The following is a 17583-nucleotide window of genomic DNA, read 5'->3' as shown; positions in this document are numbered from 1 at the left end:
GTTCATCGCACCGCGGCGAGTACCCACTCCGCGATATCGGCCGCCACGCGGTGCTGCACCGGTTCGTGCAACAGGTCGTGTCCGGCGTCGGCGTACTCGCGCAAATCTACCGATCGGTGCCGCTGTGTCCATAGCCGGATTACATCGATGGGTGCCCGCCGGTCGTCCACACCGTGCACCGCGAGGACCTCCAGACCAGGGTCCACGGTGATGTCGGCGGCCCGGCGTGGGGTGCCGCAAACGATGAGTCCGGCCAGGTCGGAAGGGTTTTCGCGCGCGAGGTTCAGTGCGGTCACCGCGCCGAGGGAGTGACCCATCAACACCGGCGCGCCAGTGTGATCGGCTCGGACGAGTTCGAGAAATCCGCGCGCGTCGGCGGTCAGCTCGTCGATGGTGCCCGGCGCGTCGGGATCGCCTTCGCTCAGTCCCTGCCCCGAGGTGTCGAGGGTCCACAACTCGATCCCCGCGGGCCGCAGCGCCGCGGCGAACCGGTGGTAGTGCCCGCTGTGCTGACCGGTTCCCGGCAGCAGCGCCACCCGCGCCGCGGGTCGGTCGACGGCCCACCGGCGGCAGTGCAGTTGTCCGCGTTCGGTTCCGAAGAAGGGCACAGCCGATTATCACCGCAGAACGCGAAGCCCGTTGTGCGGCCCGGAGCCGCAGGTGTTCGGAGCCTCCGTGCGACGCGAGCCACCGACTGCGCACCTGGCCGCCGCGCTGGTGCAACTCGATGCGAGCCATCGGACGACGGCCACCGAAGGCCCGGCGCGGCCCGATGAATTGTCATGGGAGACAGCACTAGTACGTGATACGCCGTGATCGCAACCGCAGGTGACATGTGTTGCCCACGGCGGGCCCGCAGCCGTTAGACTTCGCGCGTCGAACCGGTCAACAGAGTCGAGGGTTGCAGATGTTGTCGTTGGGCCGTGGCGTCGTCCGTGTCGTGGTCGGCGCGGCTGTCGTGAGCTGCGCGTCGCTCGGTTCCGGTGCCGTCGCGGGGGCCGCGCCGCTGGCCTCGTGCGGTCCGGCCCGCCAGGATGTCGCGATCAGATCGAGTGTGCCGCTGCTGGACTGGTCGGAGAATTTCGGCATCGACGCCAAGGGTGACCTGTGGGTTTCCCGGGTCATGCGCGGCGAGGTGCAACGCTACGACCGCGACGGTCGACTGACCGCCACCGTCGCCGTGCCTTCACCCGGCGCGGTCCGGCTCGGCCCCGACGGCCTGCTCTATGTGGTCACCGGCAACTCACCGCTGGCCGGTTCCGGCGGCATCGTCCGCTTCGACCCCGCGGCCGCGAACCCCACCCCCGTCGCCTTCGCGACCGGGTTCCCGCATCCGAACGGCGCGGCGTTCGACGCCGAGGGCAATCTGTATGTGACAACCGGCAACGGCCTGCACCGGCTGCGCAGCGACGGCAGCGAGGACATGGACTGGTGGTCGGCCGTCGATATCGACGGCCCCAACGGCATTGCGGTGTCGGGTGATTCGGTCTACGTCACCGCGAACTTCGCCGGGAGCGAGGGCCCGGTGGGTCGGGTGCTGCGACTGTCGCGCACCAACCCGGCGGCCGTGACCACCGTCGCCGACCTGACTTCGTTCGGCGCGCTGCCCGATTTCGTCGACGACCTGGTCGTGCGCGACGGCGCCCTCTACGTGACCACGCTGGCCGGACACCTCGTCCGCGTCAACCCGACCACCGGCACCGCCTGCATCGTCGTCTCCACCACGCCGCTGACCGCCGTCGTCGCCGACCCGTCCGACCCGTCCGCGCTGCTCGCCGGGTCCGAAGAAGGCACGGTTCTGCGTATCCGGCCGATCAGCTGAGTTCCGCAGTGGCCCACTGGGTCGGCAGACCGGCGTAATCGTCCAAAACGTCGCTCGAAAATCAGTTTTCTGATTAATCGGCGACGAATTGTACGATTACGCCAGTCCATCTCGTTCTACGCAGGCGCGTCCATCCGCTCGGGGACCGGCATACATCAGCTCGGTGAATCAGCCGCCGACATTGGTCGCTGCCGGCGGGGCCGGGCGAGCGGACGTGGGGGCAGGCTGCGGCGTTTCGGCCGGGGCCGCAGCGGCGGGGGCCCGTGATGTCGGTGTGCCAGAGGCGGATTCGCCCGAGCCGGGGTTCACGGCCTGCGGTTCGGGAGCGGGCGGAGCCGCGGGAGCTTCGGGGACCACGACCGGCAGATCGGGCACAACGAACGTGCCGACGGTCGGCGTCATCACGCAGCGCGCGCCCGCGTAGTCGATGGTTCCCCACATGGAGGCGACCACCGTGCCCGCGCCGCTCTGCACGGTCTTCGACAGCGACGGCAGGTTGAATTCGGTCTGATCGTCGAGGCCGACGATGCCGCTCTGACCGTTGTTGACGTTGACCCAGGCGACATTCAGGCCCGAGGCCAGGGGGACACCGGTGTGGCGCGGGCTCGCGCTGAAGCGGATGTCGCCCGGCATCATGCTGGTGTCGGTGCGCGGGCCCGGCCCCTCGAACGAGGCCGCGGCGATGATCGTGGTGATCGGTCCGTTGCTGCCGCAGCCGAAGGTGGGGGCCGCGTAGGTGAAGGGGGTGAACTGCGTCGAGATGTCACGCAGGGTGTCGGCGCCGACGATTTTCGTGAAGCTGGCGATCGCACCGACACCGGCCTTCGTCGAGGCGTCCTCGCCCGCGAGGTGGGTGAGGTGGTTGATCGCGTCGTCCACCGGTGTCGCAGTCGCGCTCGGTGCCAGCAGCGCCAGTGCGCCGAGACCGGCCGCGGTGATCGCCGCCGCTTTACCTGCGATGGATCTGCCGTTCACCCGTAACTCCTCGGTGGATGCTCGTCGCCGGATAGTCCGGTTCGTCTTGGAACGTACCAGGTCGTCGCAACGGTCGCCGAGCACGCGCCGGGTTGGCGGGCGACGGTGTACGGGCTGGATTCAGCGCAATTGGTCGATCATGACAGCGCGGCCTGATAATTTGTCACGATGGCCGCCACGGTGGTGAGACGCGCATACAGGTACCGCTTCTACCCTACCGGCGAGCAGGCGGAGCAGCTTGCGCGGACCTTCGGGTGCGTCCGCTATGTGTACAACCGGGCTCTCGCCGAGCGTTCCCGCGCGTGGGCGGTGGAGCAGCGTCGGGTCTCGCACGCGGAGACGGACAAGATGCTCACCGCGTGGAAGCGCGACCCTGAGACAGGTTGGCTGGCCGAGCCGTCCAAGGGGCCGTTGCAGGCAACGCTGCGTCATTTGCAGGGAGCTTTCGACAAGTTCTGGCGAAAGCAGTCCGCTTATCCGAAGTTCAAGAAGAAGGGTAAGTCGACAGAGTCGGCCACTTACTTCTCGAACTGCTTCACCTACCGCGACGGGCGGGTGAAGCTGGCGAAACAGTCCGAACCGCTCGACATCGTGTGGTCTCGGCCGCTGCCCGAAGGGGCGGTGCCCTCTCAGGTCACCGTGTCCAGGGACGCGGCCGGGCGTTACTTCGTGTCGATCCTGGTGGAAGCGACCGTCGTTGACCATGCGCGGACAGATACGACGGTGGGCGTGGACGCGGGGATCACGTCGCTGTACACATTCTCGACCGGGGAGAAGGTTCACAATCCTCGCCACGAGAAGCGCGACCGGGCCCATTTGGCGAAGGCGGCGCGGGAGCTGTCGAGGAAACGGAAGGGTTCGGCGAATCGAGCGAAGGCCCGGCTGAAGGTGGCTCGTGTTCATGCGCGGATCGCGGATCGCCGCCGCGATCATCTGCACAAACTGTCGACTCGGTTGGTACGCGAGAACCAAGTGATTGCCATCGAGGATCTGAGTGTGCGGAACATGGTTCGAAATCGCTCGTTGGCGCGGGCGATCTCGGATGCCGGTTGGTCACAGTTCCGGTCGATGGTGGAGTACAAGGCTGCCTGGTACGGGCGTACTGTGGTCGTGATTGATCGGTTCTATCCGTCGTCGAAAACGTGTTCGGCCTGTGGACGGATTGCAGGCGAGTTGCCGTTGCGTGTCAGGGAATGGAGGTGCCGGTGCGGCATTCTCCATGACCGGGATGTGAACGCGGCCATCAATATACGTGCCGCAGGGCTTGCGGTGCTCGCCTGCGGAGATGGTGTGAGACCGTCCCGCGGTTGACGCGGGAAGGCGACTATCGGTGAAACAGGAATTCTCTGTCGTGAGGCAGGGATTCCCGGTCTCTCGGGGCCGGGAGGATGTCAATGGGAGACCCGTATGAGTTCTTTTCCGTCACCTCTAGGCCACCGAGATCCCGATGGGAGATCCCTATGAAGTTAGCCCTGTCCCCTGAAGAGGTCGCCTTCCGCGACGAGCTCCGGCATTTCTACACGACCGAGATCCCCGCCGACATCCGCGACCGGGTGAAACACGGCGAGGATCTGTCCCGCGAGGACATCGTCACGGCGAACAAGATCCTCAATGACAACGGTCTGTGTGTGCCGAACTGGCCGCCTGCGTGGGGCGGCAAGGACTGGACGCCGATGCAGCGCCACCTGTGGCTCGACGAGATGCAGCTGGCCTCGGTGCCGGAGCCGCTCACGTTCAACGCCTCGATGGTGGGCCCGGTGATCGCGCAGTTCGGTTCCGAGGAACTCAAGCAGCGCTTCCTGCCGCCCACCGCCGCGCTCGACATCTGGTGGTGCCAGGGCTTTTCCGAGCCCGACGCGGGTTCGGACCTCGCCTCGCTGCGCACCACGGCGGTACGCGACGGTGACTCCTACATCGTGAACGGCCAGAAGATCTGGACCACACTCGGCCAGTACGCCGACTGGATCTTCTGCCTCGTGCGCACCGACCCGAACGCGCCGAAGAAGCAGGCGGGCATCTCCTTCCTGCTCTTCGACGTGCGCTCGCCCGGTGTGACCATGCGCCCGATCAAGCTGATCGACGGCAGCTACGAGGTCAACGAGGTGTTCTTCGAGAACGTCCGGGTGCCCGCCGATCAGCTCGTCGGCGAGGAGAACCAGGGCTGGACCTACGCCAAGTACCTGCTCGGCAACGAACGCACCTCCATCACCGGCGTCGGCAAGACCAAGGTCAAGCTCGGCCTGGCCAAGGACTACGCCCGTCAGACCAAGACCGGTCGCGGCACGCTGCTCGAGGATCCGGTGTTCGCGGCACGGGTCGCCGAGCTGGAGAACGAACTGCTCGCCCTGGAACTCACCCAGCTGCGCGTGGTCTCCAATTCGGTTGCCGGCAAGCCGAATCCGGCCTCCTCGGTGCTGAAGTTGAAGGGCACCGAGTTGCAGCAGGCAGCCACCGAACTGCTCCTCGACATCGCCGGAGCCGACTCGCTGCCCGTCGACGCCGAGAACATCGCCTCACCCGCGTGGGCCCAGCACACCGGCCCCGGCTACCTGAACTACCGCAAGGTGACCATCTACGGAGGCTCGAGCGAAGTTCAGCGCTCGATCATTTCCTCCACGATCCTCGGATTGTGAGGCGCTGACATGGAACTCGCACTGACCGAAGAACAGACGATGCTGCGTGACACCGTGCGCGAACTGCTGCACCGGTTCTACGACGGCGAAGCCCTCACGAAGGTGGGCGACACCGACCCGGGCTGGAGTCGCACGGTCTGGAAGCAGCTCGCCGACCTGGGCGTACTCGGGCTGACCATTCCCGAGGACGACGGCGGCGTCGGCGCGGGCCCGGTCGAGGCGATGCTGGTGCAGGAGGAGCTCGGTCGCGCGCTGGCCAAGGAGCCGGTGCTCGACTCGGTGGTGATCCCCGCCGAACTGCTGCGCTTGGCGGGCAGTGCCGAGCAGCGCGGGCGATTGCTGCCCGCGCTGTCCGAAGGCACGACGCTGCTCGCCTTCGCCCACACCGAACCCGGCATCCGCTGGCCGTCCACCGAGCTGACCACCACCGCGGTGGCCAAGGGCGACAAGTACGCGCTGACCGGCGTGAAGAATCCGGTGCCGCGCGGCGATGTGGCCGACGAGCTGATCGTGAGCGCGGCGCTGCCCGACGGCGGGACCGGGCTGTTCCTGGTCGACCCGAATCAGGATGGGGTGCAACGGCGAACGTATCGGACCTTCGACGGGCTGCGCGCCGCCCAGTTCGATCTCGACAACGCCGCCGGCGAACTGCTCGGTGACAACGCCGACGCGGCCGCGCATATCGCGCAGACCCAGAACTACGCGCAGGCGGCCCTGTGCGCGGAATCGGTGGGCGCGATGGAGGTCGCGCTCACGCTGACCACCGAATACCTCAAGACCCGCAAGCAGTTCGGGGTCACGCTGTCGAAGTTCCAGGTACTCACCCAGCGGGCGGCGGACTGCTACGTCTCGCTGGAACTGGCCCGCAGCATGAGCCTGTACGCCACGGCCGCGCTGGCCGACGGCGGCAACGATCCGGCGGTCGCGTCACGGGCGCGGTTGCAGGTGGGCAAGTCGGCCGAACACATCGGGCAGGAGGCGATCCAGATGCACGGCGGCATCGGCGTCACCGCGGAGTATCCGGTGAGCCACTACGTCGCGCGGTTGACCGCGATCGGGCAGACGCTCGGTGGGGCACTGGAACATCGGCGCGAGCTGGCCGATCGGATCGGCGACTACGACCTGGTCGAGCTGTAGTCGGTCGGCTCGAGCCACGCTGGGCGGACAATTTCCGTCGCCACGGTCAGATTCTCGACCGTTGCGCCAGAGAATGTCCGCCCAGCGTGGTCTCGGCGGGCGGTTGCCGCGTCAGCCCTCGTAGGTGCGCGGGTTCTCGATGACCGTGGGACTCGGGTCGGTCGCGTTGTCCTGGGAGTGAGTGGGCTCCACCGTTTCCTCCTCGCTGACGTGCGGCGGGGTGACGGTGCGCGTCGGGATCGGCCGGGTGGTGATCGGGGGCCTTGTGGTGATCGGCGGCCGGGTGGTGGTCGGCTCGTCCTCGGTGGTCACCGGCGGGCGAGGTGTCGTCTCGGCGGGCCGGGTTTCGGTGGTCGGCTCGCCAGGAGGGGGCTCTGGGGCTGGTTCGCCCGGCGAGGGCGTCTCCGACGGGGAGGGCTCGGTGGAGCTGAGGCTGAACGGTTTACGCGGCGACATGTACGGCGCGATCCGCCAGGTCGGTGACGGCGGAATCGGGATCTGCACCGTCGTCGACGTGGCTTCGTCGGCCACCCGCGCGGGCGCGGCGGCCAGATCCGCGCTCAACGGCGGCGCCGGCACGTAGACATCCTGCTGTCCGACACCGCACGCACCGATGATGATCAGTCCGAGCGACACCGCGCCAACAGCGACTGCCGGACCTACGAACTTGGCCCTGCTGTTATCCATCGCCTGTTACTCCTCGTCGGCTTCGAGATCGCCTCACAGTAGTGCAGGTCGGTCGAATCGGCGCATTTTAAACATTGCTGGTCCAGATATCGGATTGATCAAATCAGCGTGTCGTGGGGACGTGTCGCGCGCACTCGGCGTCACCGAGTCGTAGCGTGTGTGAGCAAAGTTACGCATGAGACGCCCGGAACGAAACCCCTGTCGCGCGAAGTCTGCGCTGTGCAAGTATCTGATCGGCGTCATCGAGGAGAATCTCATGGGAGCACTCTCGACACCCCGGCTGGACGCTTCGACACCCCGGCTGGAAGCCACGGCGGCGAACGCCGATTCGGCGGTTGCCGAGCAGGAACCGCCCGGCGCCTTCCCGGTTGTCGCGCGGATCATGGGCTGGCTGTTCTTCGTCGGCGGACTCGTCGGCGCGGGCCTCGGTATCGCGGGCCTGCACGTGGAGATCACCGTCGCCGGGCTGATCCTGGCCTGTACGGCTGGACTCATCCTATTGAAACTGCGCACCGATCGGGAAGCGCGCGAAACAACCTGAGACACCTCATAATTCGAATGCGGCCGCCGGTGTGAAGGCTTACCGTCGGTGTGGTGCGCATCGACATCACCACCGACGCTGCCCGGCTGCTGAACGACACCGAGTCGTTCCTGCGGCGTGACCCGTTGCGCCACACGGTGATCGCGACGGTCCTGGTCAACCGGATCAACGGCAGGTCCGGCGCGATGGAGACGCAATTCCTGAGCGTCCGTGACAGCGCGGGCGTGGTCGTCGGTATCGCCCAGTGCACGAACGGCGCCGTCTACCTCGGAGAACTACCCGCACACAGTATTTCGGCCGTCGCCGATGCCTTCCTCGCCCATGGCATCGTGTTGCGCAGCGTCGAAGGCGACAACGCCGATGCTGCTGCCTTCGCGGCACATTGGTCGGCGGTCGGCGGCGGTACCTTCTGTGAGAAGTACTCGACCCGCCTGTTCGGTCTCGGCGAGTTGTCCACGCCCGAGGCCGTCGGCGCTCCCCGCCAGGCCGTTGTCGACGACGTTGCCCTCGTCATCGAGATGATCGAGGCGTTCGGGGTGGAGGCCGATGTGTCGCATCGCCTCGACGAAGCGGCGGTGCGCAAGCGCATCGAGGCCGGAACCACGTGGTTGTGGGAGCACGACGCGACGCCCGTCACGCTGGTCGCCCGGCACGCAGCGGTGTTCGGCTGGGCCAGGATCGGGCCGGTCTACACGCCACCGCGGTTCCGGGGCAACGGATTCGCCAGCGCGCTCACGGCGACGGTCGCGAGCCGGATCCGGGCCGAAGGCGCCGATGCCTGCCTGTTCACCGACCTGGCCAATCCGACGTCGAACAAGATCTACCAGCGCATCGGCTTCGAGCCGGTCCGCGACTTCGTGCACTACGCGCTGACCGATCAGCCCATCGGGACGTAGAACAGGATCCAGAAGATCCACCCGAGAAACGCGACGATCGCGAGCATCGCGAGCCAGCCGATCGGCGAGGCCTGCCAGCGTGATTCCCGCTTCTTGCCGAGATACTGATCGCGCACCGAGGGGCGCTCGCCGGTCGACCTGGCTCGCGCGGCTTCACGGGAGCGCTGAGCGAGCGCGCTCGGCTGGTACGGGGCCGACCCAATGGGCCACGAAGGGTTGTGCTGCGCGGGCCGTTCCGACGCCCCGGCGGGCCACGGCTGGTTGGGAGCCCATTGTGGGTGGTAACCCGCGGGCAGCGGCGGGCTCGCGGCCCACGGTTGGTCCGTTGCGCCCGGCCGAGAGGCTTGCCCGCCCGGACCGGCTACCGGGTATCCGCCGCCAGGGGTGTACGCCGAGTTCGGCGGATAGGTCCTGGTCGGCGCCGCGCCGGGAAACTGTTGGGCGACAGCGTGACCGGACAGTGCCTGCAGTGCGGCCGAAGTGAACTCGGTGCAGGAGGCGAAGCGTTCTTCGGGGCGTTTGGCCATGGCGCGAGCGAGGGCCGCGTCCAGAGCCGGGGTGATGCCCGACCGCAGCGTGCTCGCGCGGGGCGGGGGTTGCTGGAGGTGGCCCTGGATGACCGCGACAGGGTTGGTGGCGTCGAACGGGGTGGTGCCGGTGAGCAGGCTGAAAAGGGTGCAGGCCAACGAATACTGATCGGCGCGACCGTCGAGGGCGATGCCGGAGAGCTGTTCCGGCGAGGCGAAAGCCAGTGTGGCCGTGAAGGTTCCGGTCTGGGTCAGTTTGACGGCATTGTCGTCGTGCAGGCGGGCGATACCGAAATCGGTGAGGTAGACGCGTTCGGTACCGTCGACCGGTTCGATCAGGATATTGGCGGGCTTCACGTCGCGGTGCAGCACACCTCTGCTGTGCGCGAAGTCCAGTGCCGCAGCGGTTTCGGCGACGATGCGGACCGCGCGGGCCGGGTCGACGGGAGACGGCAGCGATGACGCGTCGGCACCGTCGATGAAGCGCATCGAGATCCACAGCTGATCGTTCTCGACACCCCGGTCGTACACGGTGACGATATTCGGGTGATCCAGCTGCGCCACGAGATCGGCCTCGCGTTCGAACCTGGCCCTGATCTCGTTGTCGAAGAACAACTCCCGGTTCAGCAGCTTCATCGCGGTGCGCCGGGGCAGGCGCGGATGGCGCGCCAGATACACCGAGCCCATGCCGCCACGGCCGAGCAGTCGCTCGATCGTGTACCCGGCGAAAACGCTGCCGTCTGTCTGCGTCGTCATCAGTTCAGCGGAGCCGTCCGCCACCAGCGCAGCAACTCGGCCGCGTCGTCGTAGTTGTAGGTGAACATGACGAACTGGGCGCGGTCGGGGTCGCCGGTGAACTGCGTGATGATCTTGTTCCCGTTGTCGGTGTACTTGTAGTTGGTGTACTGCTTGCCGCCGTTGCTGTCGGTGGACTTGGTGTTGGTCGGCAGGCCGTCGAGCATCGCCTCGACGTCGGCGGCGGAGTTGAAGGCGTAGATCCGGTAGAACGGATCGTCGTTGTCGCCGCCGAAGCAACTCCACAGGTGCGCCCATGCGCCGAAATCCGGGTCGCCCTCCGAGGGCTCCGGGGGATCGCTGCTGTCGGTCTGCCAGCAGGTGGCTCCGTTGTACCCGGTGGAATCGTCGGTGCTCGCGGGCACGATCCGGCCGAACTCGGCGCTGATGGCCTCCGCGCTCGGGGTGATGACGGGGGCCGCTGCCGCGGTCGTTGTCGTTGTGCGGTTGCCGCCGCCGGTGTCGTCACCGCTGGCCGCGACGCCGATGCCGATCAGGAGCGCGATCACGAGCACCACCGCGACGACGATGCCGATGATCAGCCCGGTGTTCGACTTCGACGGTGGTCGCTGCGGGTATTGGCCGAAATCCTGTGGGCGCGGCGCGGATCGGTGCTGCGGGCGCGACTGCTGGGTGTAGGGATTCTGCGCGGCACCGGTCGTGGGGCGCTGGGCGCCGCCGGTCATCGGGCCTTGCGCGGTGCCCATCGGACCTGCGGTCATCGGGCCTTGCGCGGTGCCCATCGGACCCGCGGTCATCGGGCGCTGCGCGGTGCCCATCTGGCCGCCGGTCAGGGGACTCTGCGTACCCATGGGACCGCCGGTCATCGGACCCTGTGTCGCAACGGGATACGGCAGCCCGGTCTGCGGAATCGCCCCACCCGTGGTGGGTCGTCCGGCTATCGGGTGCGCGCCACCGGTGCCCGGTCGCGGCCCGACGATCGGCAACGCGGGCGCGCTCGGACTGTTCAACGCCTCGATCGCGGCCGCGGCGAAATCCGAACAGGAATCGAACCGGTCATCGGGCCGCTTGGCCATTGCCTTGGCGAGCACGCCGTCGAGTGCGTAGGACAGGCCGGGCCGCATGCTGCTCAGCGTCGGCGGCGGTTGCTGCAGGTGACCCTGGATGACCGCGGCCGGGTTGGTCGCGGCGAACGGTCCGGAGCCGGTGAACAGCCAGAACAGCGCGCAGGCAAGGGAATACTGGTCGGACCGGTGGTCGAGGGCGGCGCCGGTGAGCTGTTCGGGGGAGGCGTAGGCCAGCGTCGCGGTGAAGGTGCCGGTCTGGGTGAGATGGCCGGTGTCGTCACGCAATCGGGCGATGCCGAAGTCGGTGAGGTAGACCCGTTCGCCACGGCCCGCGCCCGAGCGGGCGAGCAGGATGTTCGCCGGTTTCACGTCGCGGTGCAGCACACCCATGCCGTGCGCGTAGTCGAGGGCGTCGGCGGTTTCCTTCACGATCTGCAGCGCGCGGGCGGGCGGCAGCGTCTGCGGATCCACCGAGGCGGCATCGACGCCGTCGATGAACTGCATGGAGATCCACAGCTGTTCGTCGTCGTGGCCGCGGTCGTAGACGGTGACGATGTTCGGATGATCGAGGCGCGACACGAGATCGGCCTCGCGCTCGAACCGCGCGCGCACCTCCTCGTCGAAGAACATCTCGCGGTTGAGCAGTTTCAGCGCCGTCATCCGCGGCAGGCGAGGATGTTTGGCGAGATAGACCGAACCCATGCCACCACGGCCGAGCTGCCGTTCGATGACGTAGCCGGCGAAGACATCTCCGTTGGCCAGCATGTCTGCTCCACTTCCCGCGGCGCGCCGGGACCCACCAGCGCACGCGCGTACAGCATAAAAGCCGCGGCCGAGGTTGCCCGCCACGGGAAAATTCAACGAAACCTTATCAGTCGGCTACGCGCCGAAAGCGGCCACGATCACGGCGGACGTCGCTGCTGGGGCGGCACGATATAGCCGGGATGATTACGGCCACCGGGGAAGTCGATGGTGCCGGGACGTGCGGTTCCGCGTCGCGGTGGCACCGCCGGACCATGGGGCCGCGGCGCGTGTGTGTGCGGCTGCGCGGGAGTGGTCGGCTGGACGTGCGGGTGCGGCTGGGCGGGAGTCGTCGGCTGCACGTGGGGGTGCGGCTGCGGCGGGGGCGCCTGGCGGTAGGGCTGCGCCGGGGTGTGCGGTCGTGGTGGCTGCGGGTAGGTCTCGCGGGCGCGCAGCACGACGCCGGGCGGGCTGTACTGCTGCTGGTGATGCCACGGACCGGGCACCGCGAACAGCGCGGCTTTGGCGGCCTTGGCGAACTCCGCACAGCTGGCGAAGCGCAGATCGACCCGCTTGGCGGTGGCCCGTGCCAGCACCGCGTCGAGGGTGGCGGGCAGGTCGGGGCGCAGGCTGCGCAATGGCGGCAGCGGCTTGCTCATGTGCGCCTGGATCACCGCGGCCGGACTCGGCCCCGGGAACGGCACCGAGCCGGTGAGCATCCAGAACAGCGTGCAGGCCAACGAGTACTGATCGGCGCGATGGTCGAGGGGTGCGCCCGCCAGGTGCTCGGGTGCGGCGTAGGCCAGGGTGGCGGTGATCGTGTCACCCGAGGACAGCGTGGTCTCGCTGTCGCGCACCGCGGCGATGCCGAAGTCGGTGAGTACCACGCGTTCCGGGCGGCCGATCGGGGGTTTGGCGAGCAGGATGTTGGCCGGTTTCACGTCGCGGTGCAGTACCCCGCTCGCGTGCGCGAAGTCGAGCGCGGTGGCGGTCTCGGCGGCGATCTGTACCGCCCGGCCCGGGGTCAGCACGTTCACGTCGGCGGTCGCCACGTCGGTGCCCGCCACGAACTGCATGGAGATCCACAGCTGGTCGTCGTCGTTGCCGCGGTCGTAGACATTGACGATATTGGGGTGCTCGAGCTGGGCGACCAGATCGGCTTCGCGTTCGAAGCGGCGGCGGATCTCCTCGTCGACGGACAGGTCGCGGCTGAGCAGCTTCAGCGCGGTCAGCCGGGGCAGACGCGGGTGGCGGGCCAGGTACACCACGCCCATGCCACCCTGGCCGAGCACACGCCGGATCGTGTACCCGGCGAACACGTCGCCTTTGCGCAACACGCGAAGTCACCCCCTCCAGGGCAGAGCACCCGCCCGAATTCTACCGATGTATCTCCCGAAGCCACCACGGTGCAACATCGCGGGCAAAAGTTTGTCGGTGCCCGATATTAAGGTGGGATCTATGCGCATTGGAGCACACGTTCGCGACGAGAGCGATCCGATCGGCTTCGGCGAAAAGCTCGGTGCCGAGGTCGTGCAGATGTTCGTGGTCGATCCGCAGAGCTGGGACAAACCCCAGCCGCATCCCAAGGCTGCCGAGATTCTCGCCAGTCCGATCGACGTTGTCGTGCACTCGTCCTATCAGATCAATGTGGCGAGCCTGAACAACCGATTACGGATGCCCTCGCGCAACGCGGTGGCCCAGCAGGCGAAGGCCGCGGCCGAGCTCGGTGCGTTCGGGCTGGTCGTGCACGGTGGACATGTGCGTTCCGACGCCGAGTTCGACACCGGAATCGACAACTGGCGCAAGCTGTTCGAACGTCAGCAGGACAAGGGCGGGTTCGCCGTGCCGATCCTGATCGAGAACACCGCCGGTGGCAATCACGCGATGGCCAGGCATTTCGATACGATCGCGCGGCTGTGGGACGCGGTCGGCGAGTACGGTGCGGGATTCTGTCTCGACACCTGTCACGCCTGGGCTGGTGGTGAGGAACTGGTCGGGGTGGTGGAGCGGATCAAGGCCATCACCGGGCGCATCGATCTGGTGCACCTGAACTCCTCGCGCGACGAATTCGATTCCGGCGCCGACCGGCACGCCAATTTCGCCGACGGCACCATCGACCCGCAACTGCTGGCCGAGGTCTGCCGCACGGCCGGTGCGCCGGTGATCCTGGAAACCCCGGCCGACGGGGTGGCCGAGGACCTTGCCTACCTGCGGGAGAACCTCTAGCGGGTTTGGGATCACCCCGAGGCAAAACCTGTCTGTCGAACCGGATTCGCGGTGTGCTTGACGCGTACCAACCGATCGAGAACGACAGTGAAGGTGATCCCCATGACGGTCGACCACGCCATCCCCGCCACCGTGACGGTGACCAAGCTCGGCGCCCACATCGGCGCGCAGATCGATGGTGTCCGGCTGGGTGGTGACCTGGACGCGGCAACCGTGGCGACCATCCGGCGCGCGCTCAACGAGCACAAGGTGATCTTCTTCCGCGGACAGAACCACCTCACCGAGGACGGCCAGTACGAATTCGCGCAGCTGCTCGGTACGCCGACCACCCCGCATCCGACGGTGAAGTCGGCCGGGGTGAAGAGCCTGGCCATCGACTCCGAGCGGGGTCGCGCCAACTCCTGGCACACCGACGTGACGTTCGTCGATCGGGTGCCGAAGGCATCGATTCTTCGTGCCGAGTACCTGCCGACCTATGGCGGCTCGACTACCTGGGCATCCACGGTCGCGGCCTACAACTCGCTGCCCGCGCCGCTCAAGGCGCTGGCCGAGAACCTGCGCGCGGTGCACACCAACCTCTACGACTACGCCGGGGCGGTCGACAGGGTTCGGCCGGGGCAGGTCGAGTACTCGCGGGAATTCCAGTCGGATGTGTACGAGACCGAGCACCCTGTGGTGCGAGTGCACCCGGAGACCGGTGAGCGTTCGCTGCTGCTCGGCCACTTCGTGAAGCAGTTCGTGGGGATCCCGTCCAAGGAGTCCGAGCAGCTGTTCCGGTTGTTGCAGGATCGGGTCATCAAGCTCGAGAACACCACCCGCTGGAACTGGTCCGACGGCGACGTCGCGATCTGGGACAACCGTGCCACTCAGCACTACGCCATCGACGACTACAACGACCAGCCCCGTCGCCTCACCCGAATCACCCTCGCCGGCGACATCCCGGTCGGCATCGACGGGCAGACCAGCAAGGTATTGAAGGGTAACGCCGAGGACTACTCGATCATCGAGGAAGTGGAACTTCTGGCCAGCTGAGCTGGGAGAAAGGGGACGAGACCCAGTGATTTCGCGAGCACATGGGTAACTTCCCAGCCACCTCGCGGCTGTGGCGTGCGTGACGTTAGCCCGACTGCCAACGGTCGAGCTACCGGGCGGCACGCTAGAGTCGCGGGGTGGCGGACAAGCGTATTCGGCCCCTGGACGGAGTTCGTGTCCTGGAACTCGGTAATTATGTTGCCGCTCCCACTGCCGGACGTATTCTGGGCGACTTCGGCGCCGAGGTGATCAAGGTGGAACGCCCTGGTACGGGCGATGAATTGCGGAATTGGCGGTTGTACGGGGGTGACACCTCGATGCTGTATCGGACTGTCAATCGGAACAAGAAGTCGATCGTGCTCGATCTGCGGACCGAGGCGGGGCGTGCGGTCGTGCTGGATCTGGTGAAGCAGTGCGATGTGCTGCTGGAGAACTTCCGGCCGGGGATGCTGGAGAAGTGGGGGCTCGGGCCGGAAGCGCTCGAGGAAGTGAATCCGAAGCTGGTGATCACGCGGATCTCGGCGTACGGGCAGACCGGGCCGATGGCGGCGCGGCCGGGATTCGCGGCGGTCGCGGAGGCTGTTGGTGGCCTGCGTGAGCTGGTGGGCGATCCCGATCGGCCGCCGGTGCGTACCGGGGTGTCGATCGGTGATTCGATCGCGGGGATCTACGCGGCGTTCGGGACCGTGATGGCCCTGTTCCAGCGTGAACGGGTCGAGGGTCCGGTGCCGCAGGTGGAGCGGATCATCGATGTCGCGCTCAACGAGTCGATCCTGTCGGTGATGGAATCGCTGATCCCCGACCACCTCGCCTACGGCATCAATCGCGAGCGCGTCGGCGGCCGGATGGAGGGCATCGCACCGTCGAACGCCTACCCGACCAGCGACGGCTACTCCATCATCATCGGGGGCAACGGTGACGCCATCTTCCAGCGATACATGCAGGTCATCGGCCGTCCCGACCTGGCGAAGGACCCGGAACTGGCCGACAACAACGGCCGCTGGCGCAACCGCGAACGCCTCGACGCCTCGATCGCGGAATGGACGATCCTGCACACCCGCGAAGAGGCACTGAAACTGCTCGACGATGCCGCCATCCCGTGCGGCCCGATCTACACCGCCGCCGACATCGTGGCCGACGAGCAGTACCGCGCACGCAATATGATCCAGATGTTCCCCGTCGACGTGGGCGAGGCCGAACCCAAACAGGTGGGTTTCGGTGGCATCGTCCCGGTGATCGGGGGCCAGTCGCTGCCGATCCGCAATGTCGGCCCCGATCTCGGCGAGCACACCAGGGAAGTGCTCGGCGGGCTGCTCGGGATGAGTGAAGATCAGATCGACGCGCTGGAGGCATTGTGACGAGGCGAGTACACGGCAGGCGCCGGCCTCCGGTGCGCAACAAGTGGGAGCCGCGCGGTCCGGGTCATGTGCGTCCGACGGTCCATCCGACCCCCGCCAGCGTGGGTGACAAACCGTGCGGTGGCGTGATGTGTGTGCCCGCCCAGGTTCCGGAGCAGCGTCGGTGACCGCACCGCTGCTGCGTGATGTGACGTTGCGCGACGGCTTGCAGCTCACCGGCAAGGTGCTGCCGGTGGAGCGCAAGCTCGACGTGGTGCGCAGGTTGCTCGCCGCCGGTGTGCCCGCGCTCGAGATCGGTTCGATGGCGCGGCCCGATCTCGTTGCGCCGATGGCCAATTCGCTCGAGTTGATCACGGCGCTCACCCCGGACGAACTGGCGAAATGCTGGGTGTGGGTGGCCACGCCGCGCCATGTCGAGAAGGCCGCGGTGGTCGGTGCGCGCAATTTCCAGTACTGCTTCTCGGTGTCGGATGCCCACAACAGAGCCAATATCGGCCGCGATACCGAGACCTCGGTGGCCGCGATGCCCGACGCGATCCGCCTCGCCCACGAAGTCGACGGCCAAATCCAGCTGTGCCTGGCCACTACGTTCACCTGCCCGTTCGACGGCCCCGTCGACCCCGAACGCGTCCTTGCCATCGCCAACGACCCGCGCACCGAAGGCGCCGCCGACATCGTCCTCGCGGACACCCTCGGCCAGGCCCACCCCGGTCAGGTGAGCGCCCTCGTCACCGCCGTCCGCACCACCACCCCGCCGCGCCGGATCGTCTTCCACGGTCACGACACCTGGGGCATGGGCGTGGCCAACACCTTGGCGGCCGTCGGCGCGGGCGCGACCATGGTCGACGGCGCGCTCGGCGGCCTCGGCGGCTGCCCCTTTGCCCCCGGCGCCAGCGGCAACACCTCGTCCGAGGACATCCTCTTCGCCACCCGGCCCGACTGGTTCACCCCCGATACCCTGGCTGACCTGGTCGTCCTCACCGAGGAACTCCTCACCGACCTCGATGAGCCGAACCGTTCGCGCGCCGTGCAAGGCGCCCGCTCCGAAGCCGAGGCCTTCGAATGGGTCGTGCGCAGGCCGACAGCGTGATGCGCGGCGTCGGCCGGATCACCTCGGCCGCTCGCTGTGTGAGAGTCCCCTAAGACCTGCGGTATCAGGGGTATCCCGGATGGCGCGGTTCACAC

General features: G+C 67.4%; 16 protein-coding genes. 10 read left to right on the top strand and 6 right to left on the bottom strand.

Annotation, left to right across the window (positions count from 1 at the left end; genetic code table 11):
* Window positions 1–2: 2 nt before the first annotated feature.
* Window positions 3–608, bottom strand: coding sequence for an alpha/beta hydrolase (locus tag ACFWUP_RS05945; protein ID WP_379231221.1), 606 nt, complete (start codon window positions 606–608; stop codon window positions 3–5).
* 299 nt (window positions 609–907) lie between these two features.
* Between ACFWUP_RS05945 and ACFWUP_RS05940 the strand changes: the two genes are divergently transcribed.
* The gene (locus ACFWUP_RS05940) at window positions 908–1822 is read left to right on the top strand and encodes an SMP-30/gluconolactonase/LRE family protein (RefSeq protein ID WP_379231219.1); all 915 of its coding nucleotides are present in this window, start codon (window positions 908–910) and stop codon (window positions 1820–1822) included.
* A 168-nt stretch (window positions 1823–1990) separates the two neighbouring features.
* Here ACFWUP_RS05940 and ACFWUP_RS05935 read toward each other — a convergent pair whose 3' ends face one another.
* Window positions 1991–2797, bottom strand: a complete 807-nt coding sequence (locus ACFWUP_RS05935) for a hypothetical protein (RefSeq protein ID WP_379231217.1) — start codon at window positions 2795–2797, stop codon at window positions 1991–1993.
* A gap of 168 nt (window positions 2798–2965) precedes the next feature.
* Here ACFWUP_RS05935 and ACFWUP_RS05930 point away from each other — a divergent pair, with 168 nt between their 5' ends.
* The 3 genes from ACFWUP_RS05930 to ACFWUP_RS05920 all read left to right on the top strand — a co-directional run bounded on the left by ACFWUP_RS05930 (window position 2966) and on the right by ACFWUP_RS05920 (window position 6567).
* Entirely contained in the window at window positions 2966–4108 is a 1143-nt protein-coding gene (locus ACFWUP_RS05930) for an RNA-guided endonuclease InsQ/TnpB family protein (protein WP_379231215.1), read from the top strand.
* Between the two features lie 149 nt (window positions 4109–4257).
* A complete protein-coding gene (locus ACFWUP_RS05925; protein ID WP_379231214.1) occupies window positions 4258–5430 on the top strand; it encodes an acyl-CoA dehydrogenase family protein in 1173 nt (390 codons plus the stop codon).
* A 9-nt stretch (window positions 5431–5439) separates the two neighbouring features.
* Window positions 5440–6567 carry an acyl-CoA dehydrogenase family protein gene (locus ACFWUP_RS05920; RefSeq protein WP_379231212.1) on the top strand — a complete coding sequence of 376 codons (1128 nt, stop codon included), beginning with the start codon at window positions 5440–5442 and terminating at the stop codon, window positions 6565–6567.
* A 111-nt stretch (window positions 6568–6678) separates the two neighbouring features.
* Here the strand turns inward: ACFWUP_RS05920 and ACFWUP_RS05915 are convergent, their stop codons facing one another.
* Complete coding sequence (locus ACFWUP_RS05915) at window positions 6679–7254, bottom strand: hypothetical protein (protein ID WP_379231210.1); 576 nt, start codon at window positions 7252–7254, stop codon at window positions 6679–6681.
* Between the two features lie 256 nt (window positions 7255–7510).
* Here ACFWUP_RS05915 and ACFWUP_RS05910 point away from each other — a divergent pair, with 256 nt between their 5' ends.
* Complete coding sequence (locus tag ACFWUP_RS05910) at window positions 7511–7795, top strand: hypothetical protein (protein WP_379231209.1); 285 nt, start codon at window positions 7511–7513, stop codon at window positions 7793–7795.
* Window positions 7796–7848: 53 nt separating this feature from the next.
* A complete protein-coding gene (locus ACFWUP_RS05905) occupies window positions 7849–8691 on the top strand; it encodes a GNAT family N-acetyltransferase (protein WP_379231207.1) in 843 nt (280 codons plus the stop codon).
* On the opposite strand, the gene ACFWUP_RS05900 is transcribed toward ACFWUP_RS05905, so the two are convergent.
* From ACFWUP_RS05900 to ACFWUP_RS05890, 3 genes are all read right to left on the bottom strand, one after another.
* Complete coding sequence (locus tag ACFWUP_RS05900) at window positions 8673–9974, bottom strand: protein kinase (protein ID WP_379231205.1); 1302 nt, start codon at window positions 9972–9974, stop codon at window positions 8673–8675. The genes ACFWUP_RS05905 and ACFWUP_RS05900 overlap by 19 nt on opposite strands.
* Window positions 9974–11806, bottom strand: a complete 1833-nt coding sequence (locus tag ACFWUP_RS05895) for a protein kinase (protein WP_379231203.1) — start codon at window positions 11804–11806, stop codon at window positions 9974–9976. Before ACFWUP_RS05895 ends, ACFWUP_RS05900 begins: the two co-directional genes overlap by 1 nt.
* 137 nt (window positions 11807–11943) lie before the next feature.
* Window positions 11944–13119: a serine/threonine-protein kinase gene (locus tag ACFWUP_RS05890; RefSeq protein ID WP_379231201.1), complete on the bottom strand. Its 1176-nt coding sequence runs from the start codon at window positions 13117–13119 to the stop codon at window positions 11944–11946.
* A gap of 121 nt (window positions 13120–13240) precedes the next feature.
* Between ACFWUP_RS05890 and ACFWUP_RS05885 the strand changes: the two genes are divergently transcribed.
* From ACFWUP_RS05885 to ACFWUP_RS05870, 4 genes are all read left to right on the top strand, one after another.
* The gene (locus tag ACFWUP_RS05885) at window positions 13241–14008 is read left to right on the top strand and encodes a deoxyribonuclease IV (protein ID WP_379231199.1); all 768 of its coding nucleotides are present in this window, start codon (window positions 13241–13243) and stop codon (window positions 14006–14008) included.
* A 102-nt stretch (window positions 14009–14110) separates the two neighbouring features.
* Window positions 14111–15040 (top strand): TauD/TfdA dioxygenase family protein, encoded by a 930-nt coding sequence (locus ACFWUP_RS05880; RefSeq protein WP_379231197.1) that lies wholly within the window; start codon window positions 14111–14113, stop codon window positions 15038–15040.
* A 137-nt stretch (window positions 15041–15177) separates the two neighbouring features.
* Window positions 15178–16398 carry a CaiB/BaiF CoA transferase family protein gene (locus ACFWUP_RS05875; protein ID WP_379231196.1) on the top strand — a complete coding sequence of 407 codons (1221 nt, stop codon included), beginning with the start codon at window positions 15178–15180 and terminating at the stop codon, window positions 16396–16398.
* 163 nt (window positions 16399–16561) lie between these two features.
* Window positions 16562–17488, top strand: coding sequence for a hydroxymethylglutaryl-CoA lyase (locus tag ACFWUP_RS05870; RefSeq protein ID WP_379231194.1), 927 nt, complete (start codon window positions 16562–16564; stop codon window positions 17486–17488).
* The last annotated feature ends 95 nt before the right edge of the window (window positions 17489–17583 follow it).

The organism is Nocardia sp. NPDC058658, from assembly GCF_042716665.1.
In the GTDB taxonomy this organism is placed as follows: Bacteria; Actinomycetota; Actinomycetes; order Mycobacteriales; family Mycobacteriaceae; genus Nocardia.
Note: the sequence above shows the minus strand (reverse complement) of the source record. Positions and strands in the feature narration are given on the sequence as shown.

Coding starts and splice junctions, on each gene's coding strand:
- ACFWUP_RS05915 (WP_379231210.1), bottom strand. CDS start 7,254: ATGGATAACAGCAGGGCCAAGTTCGTAGGTCCGGCAGTCGCTGTTGGC.
- ACFWUP_RS05895 (WP_379231203.1), bottom strand. CDS start 11,806: ATGCTGGCCAACGGAGATGTCTTCGCCGGCTACGTCATCGAACGGCAG.
- ACFWUP_RS05880 (WP_379231197.1), top strand. CDS start 14,111: ATGACGGTCGACCACGCCATCCCCGCCACCGTGACGGTGACCAAGCTC.
- ACFWUP_RS05900 (WP_379231205.1), bottom strand. CDS start 9,974: ATGACGACGCAGACAGACGGCAGCGTTTTCGCCGGGTACACGATCGAG.
- ACFWUP_RS05920 (WP_379231212.1), top strand. CDS start 5,440: ATGGAACTCGCACTGACCGAAGAACAGACGATGCTGCGTGACACCGTG.
- ACFWUP_RS05925 (WP_379231214.1), top strand. CDS start 4,258: ATGAAGTTAGCCCTGTCCCCTGAAGAGGTCGCCTTCCGCGACGAGCTC.
- ACFWUP_RS05930 (WP_379231215.1), top strand. CDS start 2,966: ATGGCCGCCACGGTGGTGAGACGCGCATACAGGTACCGCTTCTACCCT.
- ACFWUP_RS05885 (WP_379231199.1), top strand. CDS start 13,241: ATGCGCATTGGAGCACACGTTCGCGACGAGAGCGATCCGATCGGCTTC.
- ACFWUP_RS05910 (WP_379231209.1), top strand. CDS start 7,511: ATGGGAGCACTCTCGACACCCCGGCTGGACGCTTCGACACCCCGGCTG.
- ACFWUP_RS05940 (WP_379231219.1), top strand. CDS start 908: ATGTTGTCGTTGGGCCGTGGCGTCGTCCGTGTCGTGGTCGGCGCGGCT.